The 9,073-nt window shown below is 37.2% G+C and carries 5 protein-coding genes; 4 read left to right on the top strand and 1 reads right to left on the bottom strand.

The window, feature by feature from the left end:
* A partial coding sequence (locus tag BUC01_RS24535; protein ID WP_139261920.1) for a carboxypeptidase-like regulatory domain-containing protein occupies positions 1-296 on the bottom strand: 296 nt, incomplete at its 3' end.
* Between the two features lie 453 nt (positions 297-749).
* Between BUC01_RS24535 and BUC01_RS24530 the strand changes: the two genes are divergently transcribed.
* From BUC01_RS24530 to BUC01_RS24510, 4 genes are all read left to right on the top strand, one after another.
* Positions 750-1,943 (top strand): site-specific integrase, encoded by a 1,194-nt coding sequence (locus tag BUC01_RS24530; RefSeq protein WP_025835823.1) that lies wholly within the window; start codon positions 750-752, stop codon positions 1,941-1,943.
* Positions 1,944-3,029: 1,086 nt separating this feature from the next.
* Positions 3,030-6,005, top strand: a complete 2,976-nt coding sequence (locus BUC01_RS24520) for a SusC/RagA family TonB-linked outer membrane protein (protein ID WP_073315187.1) — start codon at positions 3,030-3,032, stop codon at positions 6,003-6,005.
* Between the two features lie 22 nt (positions 6,006-6,027).
* Positions 6,028-7,584, top strand: a complete 1,557-nt coding sequence (locus BUC01_RS24515) for a RagB/SusD family nutrient uptake outer membrane protein (RefSeq protein ID WP_025835820.1) — start codon at positions 6,028-6,030, stop codon at positions 7,582-7,584.
* 29 nt (positions 7,585-7,613) lie between these two features.
* A complete protein-coding gene (locus BUC01_RS24510) occupies positions 7,614-8,408 on the top strand; it encodes a hypothetical protein (protein WP_243462790.1) in 795 nt (264 codons plus the stop codon).
* Positions 8,409-9,073: the final 665 nt, after the last annotated feature.

The following is a 9,073-nucleotide window of genomic DNA, read 5'->3' as shown; positions in this document are numbered from 1 at the left end:
CTATCGGATTTCATCACAATTTTCATTTGAGGTTTAATCGCTACTTCTTGTGTTTGCATACCAATGTAAGATATTTGCAATGTTTTCGCAGAACTTGGTACGTTCGGTAAAGTAAAATCACCATCTACACCAGTAATAGTACCTAATTGAGTACCTTTTACCAATACAGAGGCTCCAATAACTGGCTGCCCATCTTCTTCAGAAATCACAACACCCGTGATTGTCTGAGTTTGGGCAGTTACTAGGCCTATTCCAACAAAAAGACAGGCCAATAACAGCATTAATTTTCTTTTCATAAATTCTCTCTTAAAGTTTAACTTTACATTAATTGTTTCTTTACTCTAACAAAATGCAAATATATTAATAAAACTGAAACGAACAACTATTTTGTTGAAAAAACCTTGTAAATCTATCAAATTGTTAAGCAAAATACGTTTTTTTATGCTTAACAGCAGATTTTTCGCACTTAAAAAACCTAAATGACTATCCAAATGCTATCACTCTGAAGCACTCCCTTATGCCCTGTTCCTTAATACAACATGCTACTTTTAAACAAAATGTGTTAAAAGCGTAGTGCGATGGAACTAATTTGAAAGTCATTTTACGTAGATTCACCTTTTTTATAAAGGAAATACAAAATAAAAAATGCCCTATAATTGGCACTTTTACAGATATTAAGTCTTATTTAATTCTTATGTAGCACATTATACCGTCTTATTTGTTCATAGTATTAACTAAAACAACTAAAGATGAACAAGATTATTTACAGTTTAGTTTACAACCGGAAAAAGAGCCTTAATAAAAGGGGAATGGCTCTGGTGCAAGTAGAGGCCTATCTGAACAGAAAGAAGAAGTATTTTTCGACCAAAGTTTACCTAAGACCCGATCAATGGGATGCGAAAAAACTACTAGTAAAAAACCATCCCAATGCTGATGCCTTAAATCGATTGATTTATGAATTTATGGCAATGATAGAAAAGCGCGAGCTTGAACTTTGGCAACAGGGGAAGCCAATAACTCTCGATGTCTTGAAGGAAGTGTTGGCTGAAAAGCAAGAACAGGAGGACAAGTCATTGTTTATTCCCTTCTTCAGGCAGGAAATAATGACTTCAGGCTTGAAGGAAAGTACGAAACGAAACCACTTGTCTACCGTCGCATTGCTACAAGACTTCAAGAAGGGGGTGACCTTCTCTGAAATGACTTTTGAGTTCATATCATCATTCGAGTATTATCTGCAATCTAAAGGGTACCATACCAACACGATAGCTAAGCATATGAAGCATTTAAAGCGTCATATCAATGTGGCTATTAATAAGGAGTATATGGATATACAGAAGTATGCTTTTAGAAAATATAAAATAAAGACTGTGGAAAACGGGCACACCCATTTGTCTCCGGAAGAATTAGAAAAGCTGGAAACTCTGCAATTGACAGGACGGCATACAAAATACCAGAAGACACTGGATGCTTTTTTATTCTGCTGTTATGCTGGCATGAGATACTCTGACTTTGTAAATATGAAACCGGAAAACATCGTCGAGATGCACCAGGAGACTTGGTTGATATATAAATCTATCAAGACTGGTACCGAAGTCCGGCTTCCGTTATATCTGTTGTTTTGCGGAAAAGGAATCCAAATTTTGAATAAATATCAGGCAAATCTACAAGACTTTTTTCATCTGAGAGACAATTCGAATGTAAACAAGGAACTAATTATAATTGCACGATTAGCCGGACTACCTAAAAAAGTGTCATTCCATACTGCGCGACATACCAATGCAACGTTGCTGATTTATAATGGCGTAAATATTACAACTGTACAGAAATTGTTAGGGCATAAGAGTGTGAAAACCACGCAAATATATACCAATGTAATGGATATGACAATAATAAGTGATTTAGAGAAAAACCACTCGTTAGCTCATCGTAAAAAAGGGAAGTAAAACCTACTAAAGTATAAGGTGTAACTACTTATCATGAAATCTTAGGGATATCGGATAAAACGGGTTGCACCTTTTACTTAGTGGATTTACCAGCAGAACGTTTCTTGCTTTTTTGTTCTATTCTTCTTATTTTCTATTTTCTCATTATCCTCTCTTTTGCATATTAAAATTAAAATTATAGACTTAGTGGATGAAGAGATAACATTTTGGGTAAAATGTTCTTTTTATCGTTTCCATCCACTTTATGAAATTGAATAATACCCCTTCCTTTTCCTAATAATCCACCTGTTTTTCTCTGAATATAACTTGAGGTTCTAACCGAGATATAATTGCTTTGTACATTCTATATTATCTGCTCTTAAAGTTTCACTAGTATTGGCTTTTTTGATTCACACTGTAAACAAACAAAAAAAACTAATATTTCCTGTTTACAAGAAGTTAAGAGTTTGCCAACAAGAAGTTAACTCTTTGTCTACAAACTCTTAACTTCTTGTAAGCAGGAAATAGACTTTTTGTAACCTTTTGATAATCAATAGTAAGACAGGTAAGTTCCAAAGGATGTTTTGTATATAAATATCACTTGTCTCGTAAATAACTTCAAGCTATTTGTCTGTAATTTCAGATTTATCTGAAACATTACTGCCTGAAGCTTCTCATGTATGGTGGTAAAGTACAAGCTCCAACTCTTGGGGGTAAAACTGAGCTTGAGCATATACTTATTCTTTTACTTCTTCATTGTATTGGCAAATCGTCTTCTAGTTCTTTATAAAAAAATGAGACTTTAAACCTTATTCCTTTATTTTTTTTTTGCGGACATATAAGCTATTGGTAAAACACGAATTAAAGCATTCGCTATTTTACACATTCTCTATAAATCGAAACGCATAGTATCAGTCCTGTGCTTCATTATGATTTTTATATAACAATAATACTCTCATAATTAGAGTTTTAAGTTTAAAATCAAGTATTATTGCGGTAGACACAAAAAAACACTGCTATTTATTACTGTGCTAAATATTAGTATATTACAATATTTTAATCGTTATATGCATAGTTCTTTACTGAACATCAACTGCTTTATTGTCAATACAATATCAAAAGCATAGTTCTGCGAAAACGCTTCAAATATCGTATATTGGTATGAAGACACAAGAGGTCGCAATCAAACCTAATGTGAAGATTTTCATGAAATCAGACGCTGAAATGTTAGAGGAAGTAATGGTGGTAGCGTATGGTACAACAAAGAAAGAATCCTTTACAGGTTCTGCTGAAGTTATTAAATCAGAGAAACTTAAAGAAAGACCCATTGCAAATGTTACTAAAGCGCTAGATGGTATGGTAGCCGGAGTGCAGACGACTTCTGGGTCAGGGCAACCGGGATCAGGTTCTTCTGTTGTGGTACGTGGTTATGGTTCTATCAACTCTTCGCAATCACCACTATATGTAGTGGACGGTGTTCCTTATGATGGAAATATTTCTGCAATCAACCCTAACGACATTGAAACAATGACAGTGTTGAAAGATGCCTCAGCAGGTGCCCTTTATGGTTCCAGAGGTGCCAATGGTGTAATTATGATTACAACTAAAAAAGGGAATTCCGGTAAAGTGAAAGTGAATCTGAAAGCCAATTGGGGCGTTTCTTCTCGTGCCATTCCGCGCTATGAAACGATGGATGAAGCCGGATATCTGGAAACTGTTTTTCAATCGTACAAAAATAACCAGATTATCAATAACGGACTTTCTCCCGAATTGGCAGGTCCTGCTGCTTTAGAGGCAATGAAAAGTGGAGCTACCGCTATGCTGGGACAAAACGAACAGTATAATCCTTTTAATTATAGTATAACCGAATTAATAGATCCTACTACAGGGAAAGTTCGCAGTGATGCAAAATTAAGATACAGCGAAGACTGGCTGGATGAAGCATTGAAATCGAATCCTTTGCGCCAAGAATATATTGCTTCATTCAGTGGTGGAAGTGATAAGACTAAATATATGTTTTCTTTAGGTTATCTGGATGAAGAGGGATTGCTGAAAACCACTAAATTTTCCCGCTACAACGGACGTTTGAATATAGACTCTGAAGTAACCAATTGGTTAAAAGCAGGGATGAGCGCTAACTATTCTCGTAATGAGAGTAATACGGCTGTTGAAAATTCATCCGGTTCATCTAATGTCTGGTATTCCGCACAATTAATGGCCCCTATTTTTCCTGTGTATGAAAAAGATGCAAATGGCGCCACTGTTTACGACAACTTAGGTGATCCTGTATTCGATTACGGAAAGAACAGACCTGCGGGAGCGAATTCTGAATGGAATACTATTGCTACGCTATATGATGACAAGTATTCTACTTTAAGTGACAATTTGAGTGGACGCGTCTATGCAGAACTGGGTGATTTAAAAAATACATTTCTGGAAGGATTGAAGTTCTCAATAAACTATGGTTTTGATTTGATTAATGCAGCAGGATCAACTTATTATAACCCATATAATGGTAACTCTGTTTCAGTGAAAGGTACTATACAAAAGGCTACTGCACGCACTTTTAGCTACACTTTCAACCAGTTATTGACTTATGACAGGAAGTTTGGCAATCACCATTTTGAAGCTTTAGTAGGACATGAATTTTATAAATACAGATATGATTACTTGTCGGCTACCAAGACGGGGTTCCCATTTGGAGGGCTTTACGAACTGGATGCGGCAACTACTATAACCGGTGCATCTTCTTACCAGAACAATTATGCGGTCCAGTCTGTATTATCGCGTTTGAATTATGATTTTGCTGATAAGTATTACCTCTCTGCAAGTTTCCGTACCGACGGTTCTTCCCGTTTCTACAAAGATAACCGCTGGGGTAAGTTCTGGTCTGTCGGTGGTAATTGGCGTATTTCCCACGAAGATTTTATGAGCGATTTAACGTGGATCAACAATCTTTCTCTTAAAGCCAGTTACGGTGTACAAGGAAATGACGCTATCTTGGATGGTACAAGACAGAACTTCTACGCTTGGCAGTCATTTTATGATTTGGGGTATGCAAACTCGTCAATGAGTGGTGCCGCTGTTACTTCTCTGGAAAATAAAGATTTGAAATGGGAGAAAAATGCCAATCTGAATATTGGTATTGAAGCTAAGGTGTTTGATCGCATTTCGGCTACTATCGAGTGGTATCAACGCAAGACCACGGATATGCTGATGTCTTTCCCGATGGCAACTTCACTCGGATTCGATGGTTATAACAAGAATGTAGGCAGTATGCGTAACACGGGTGTTGACGTCACCTTAGGCGTTGATATCTTTAAGGATACTCCTTTTACATGGAACTTGACACTTATCGGTTCTACTATTAAGAATAAGGTATTACAACTGGCTGACAAACCGGAAATCATTTCCGGATCTTACATCATCCGTGAAGGTGAAACTTTATATTCATTCTATACAGCAACATCCGCCGGCGTTGATCCGGCAACCGGAGAGCAGTTATACTGGGCATGGGATACAGATGAAAACGGAGTAAAAGGAGAAAAGTATATCACAAATGATATGGCTAAAGCAACTGCTTGTAAGGAAATCCAAGATAGCCGTATTCCTGACTTGTATGGTTCTATCGGAAATACCTTTAAATATAAAGGATTTGATTTAAGCATACTCTGTACTTACTCTATCGGCGGTAAGGTGCTGGATGGCATTTATAACACATTATTGTATGGCAACTATGTGGGGCAGGCTAAGAGTAAAATGCTGGAACGTGCTTGGAAGAATCCGGGTGATATTACAGATATCCCGCGCATTGAAATCGGAAAGAGCTACATTACGACTAATGATAATCTGATTAATGCTTCGTATTTTGCGATTAAAAACATTGCTTTGGGTTACTCCTTACCTTCAAAACTGATGAAATCTGTAGGATTTGAATCAGTTCGTCTGACTGCGACAGCCGACAACGTAGTGCTGTTTAATCACCTCAAGGGTATGGACCCTCAGTATAACTTTACTGGTGGCACTAACTTTGGTTATGTCCCTGTAAGAACAGTTTCATTCGGTATTGATATCACATTCTAAACCTGATTAAATAGTATAAAAGATGAAAAAAATAATATATATATTTTCTTTAATCGGCCTTCTCTCGTTCAGTTCATGTGCTGATGAGTTGAATACAGAGCCGACTGATAAAGTATCCGGTTCTACGATATTTGCTGATGCAAGTAGCGCGGAAACCGCTATAAATGGAGTGTATCGTATGCTGTATGTGGCAGGATGGAGTTCAAACTGGGGCTCGGAAAACTGCGGACAGACTGCCATCAATTTGCTGGCGGACTTGATGGCTGACGACCATTTGATGAAAGAACAGGGACAAGGATGGTTCTACGAGGATTATCGCTTGAATGTTCATGGAGATTATTCCAATAAGGCCGGACGTTCTTATTCTATCTGGAATTTCTACTACACCATCATCAGCAATGTGAACTATATCATTGCTTCGGAAAGTACAATGGGAGGTGATCCGGAACTTAAGAACAGCGTAATCGGACAGGCGTATGCCATGCGTGCTTACGCTTACTATTATCTGATACAATTGTATCAGCAGACATATAAAGGGCATGAAGACGCACCGGGTGTACCTTTATATTCCGCTCCGACAGTGGCCGGTTCGGAAGGAAGTCCGCGAGGAACGGTTCAGGCTGTTTACACGCAAATAAATACTGATATAGATAAGGCCATTGATTTGTTAGGAAGCATTAGTGTAAAAGAGCAGACACATGTGTCTCATGTGGATTACTATGTAGCAAATGGTATCAAGGCACGTATTTGCCTTGTACAACATGATTATGCAAGCGCGGCCTCGGCAGCAGCTGAAGCTTTGAAGAAACCTTCATTGAAAGTGGCAACTATAGCTGAATTGGGAGGAAATAATAGCGTAAAAACTGCCGATGTTTTATGGGGCATGGAAATTATTGCAGACCAATCCAGCGGTTTTGCAAGTTTCTTCTCGCATATGGATGCGGATGCTCCAGGTATGTACGCTTCTAAAGCACGCCAATGCATAAGTACAGGTTTATATAAACTTATCTCGAATACGGATGAGCGTAAAACGGCTTGGTTCCGTGGAGCAATTCCCTCCAGTGAAGAAGAAAATGCTTCTTCTTATACCAGCTACTGTCAGATTAAATTCAAAATGGCTGATTATACTACCCGTACCGGTGATTACTTGCTTATGAGAGCAGAAGAGATGATATTGATAAAAGCAGAAGCTGAATGTCATCAAAAACAGTATGACGCTGCCCGCACTACAATTAAGGCATTAGGAAACATGAGAGATAGTAAGTTTGATGAACGTTTGGCAACCCGTACAGATGATAACACTTACAACTCGGACACTAATGCTCCGCTATCAACATTGATGGATGAAATTTTATTCCAACGTCGCGTTGAACTTTGGGGTGAGGCTGGTCGTATTTTTGATATGCAACGTTTAGGCTTGGGATACAACCGCAATTATGAAGGTTCTAACCATACGGAAAAAGTAACAACGAAAAATACAAATGCTGCTTCTCCGTTGTTTATCCTTCCTTTGCCACAATCTGAAATAGATGGTAACGAGAACATAACCTCGGCTGACCAGAATCCTATAGTTCAGTAATTTAGAAATCTATTATAATGAAGGAAAATATGAAACTATATACAATAAAAGCATGTGCTGCCGTATTACTTTGCTTGGTAGCTTTTACCTCCTGTGATACAGATGCGGAAGGTACAAAATATGACATTAGTGGAGTTGAAGCTGCTTTTGCGTCCACTCAGATGAGTGTGGAAGTTGGTGCTGAAGATAACGGTATTATCAAAGTCCCTGTATACCGTGGAAATACAAGTGTAGAGGCTTCTGTTAGCATTAGTATGGACGAAGCTACAACTGAAGAAGGTTTGTTCACCTTGAACAATTCCAATGTGGCATTTGCTAAAGATGAAGCTGTAGGTTACGCTGAATTGAATTTTGGTTCTGTAGATAATTTAAGTGCGACTGGCAAATATGAAATTACACTAACCATAAATGATGAAAGCACATTGTCACCTGCTCAGTGTGGCGAAATAACCGTTACCGCTCAGAGAAGACTTACATGGGAGGATTATGGCATAGGAGTTTATTCTTCCCAACTATTCGGTCAGGCATGGGAACAACCTATATTAAAGGCAAAAGAAGGTAATATCTACAAATTACCGGATTGTATCACGGAAGGTTACCCATTCGTTTTCACATTGAGTGATGACGGACAGTCTTTGGTTAACTGGGATTTGCAAGCTACCGGATATAAAGATGCCACTTATGGAATGGTGTATTTTACTCCTGCTGGAATGCAACGTCAGGGTAATGCATTGATGTTTGCGATGCGTGGAGCTGTAGCCGTAGAAGGGGGATATGGTATTTTATACAGTGGTTTCACAGAAACATTGGAATTGCCTGAATAAATTACGGTAAAAGTCTATATCTAATATAAATAATCGGTAGAGGTGCCACATGATTTAGCATGTGGCACTTTTTGTTATTTATCTAAATAAGAGGTTTCTTGTATAGTAGTATTTGGCCTTTTGTAAAACATATTAATATTTGATATTTCTTTTTTTTATTCTCTGAATTTTAATAAGCAAATATATAAAAAAAATAAATGTAAACAATAAGATGACAGTTGATGGATGAATAACAATGCTTTATTTGTTATAATCTTCTTGTGCTATTACCAAGTGGTTGTTGAACGAAAAACATTTGTATTAATACTAGTCACGCAGGTGCTATCTATGAAAAACTAAAACAATATATTGAATCTGTTTTATGTACAGTTTGCCAGCCAGGCTTTTAATAGTGATACTAATCATTTTACACACTAATTTACTGGTTTAACCTTGTAGTATCTGTCTGATACCGTATTTTGCTCTATTATAAAATGACAATATCCTTATAATAAGATAAATAATCTATTAATTGGGGATAATTTGGGTAGATACAAATATATATTACTACTTTATATATGATTAAAAAACAGAATATTACATTTTTCCAATTATTTAATTCAAAGTTCCATGAAATAATTAAATCACTTAATATCAACAAAATAAAAGCGGCTTAGTTCTGCGAA

The sequence above is a fragment of the Bacteroides stercorirosoris genome (assembly GCF_900142015.1).
Taxonomy (GTDB): domain Bacteria; phylum Bacteroidota; class Bacteroidia; order Bacteroidales; family Bacteroidaceae; genus Bacteroides; species Bacteroides stercorirosoris.
Note: the sequence above shows the minus strand (reverse complement) of the source record. Positions and strands in the feature narration are given on the sequence as shown.

What these genes read in the sequence shown, in the direction of transcription:
- BUC01_RS24530 (WP_025835823.1), top strand. Translation starts at nt 750, where the DNA reads ATGAACAAGATTATTTACAGTTTAGTTTACAACCGGAAAAAGAGCCTT.
- BUC01_RS24515 (WP_025835820.1), top strand. Translation starts at nt 6,028, where the DNA reads ATGAAAAAAATAATATATATATTTTCTTTAATCGGCCTTCTCTCGTTC.
- BUC01_RS24510 (WP_243462790.1), top strand. Translation starts at nt 7,614, where the DNA reads ATGAAACTATATACAATAAAAGCATGTGCTGCCGTATTACTTTGCTTG.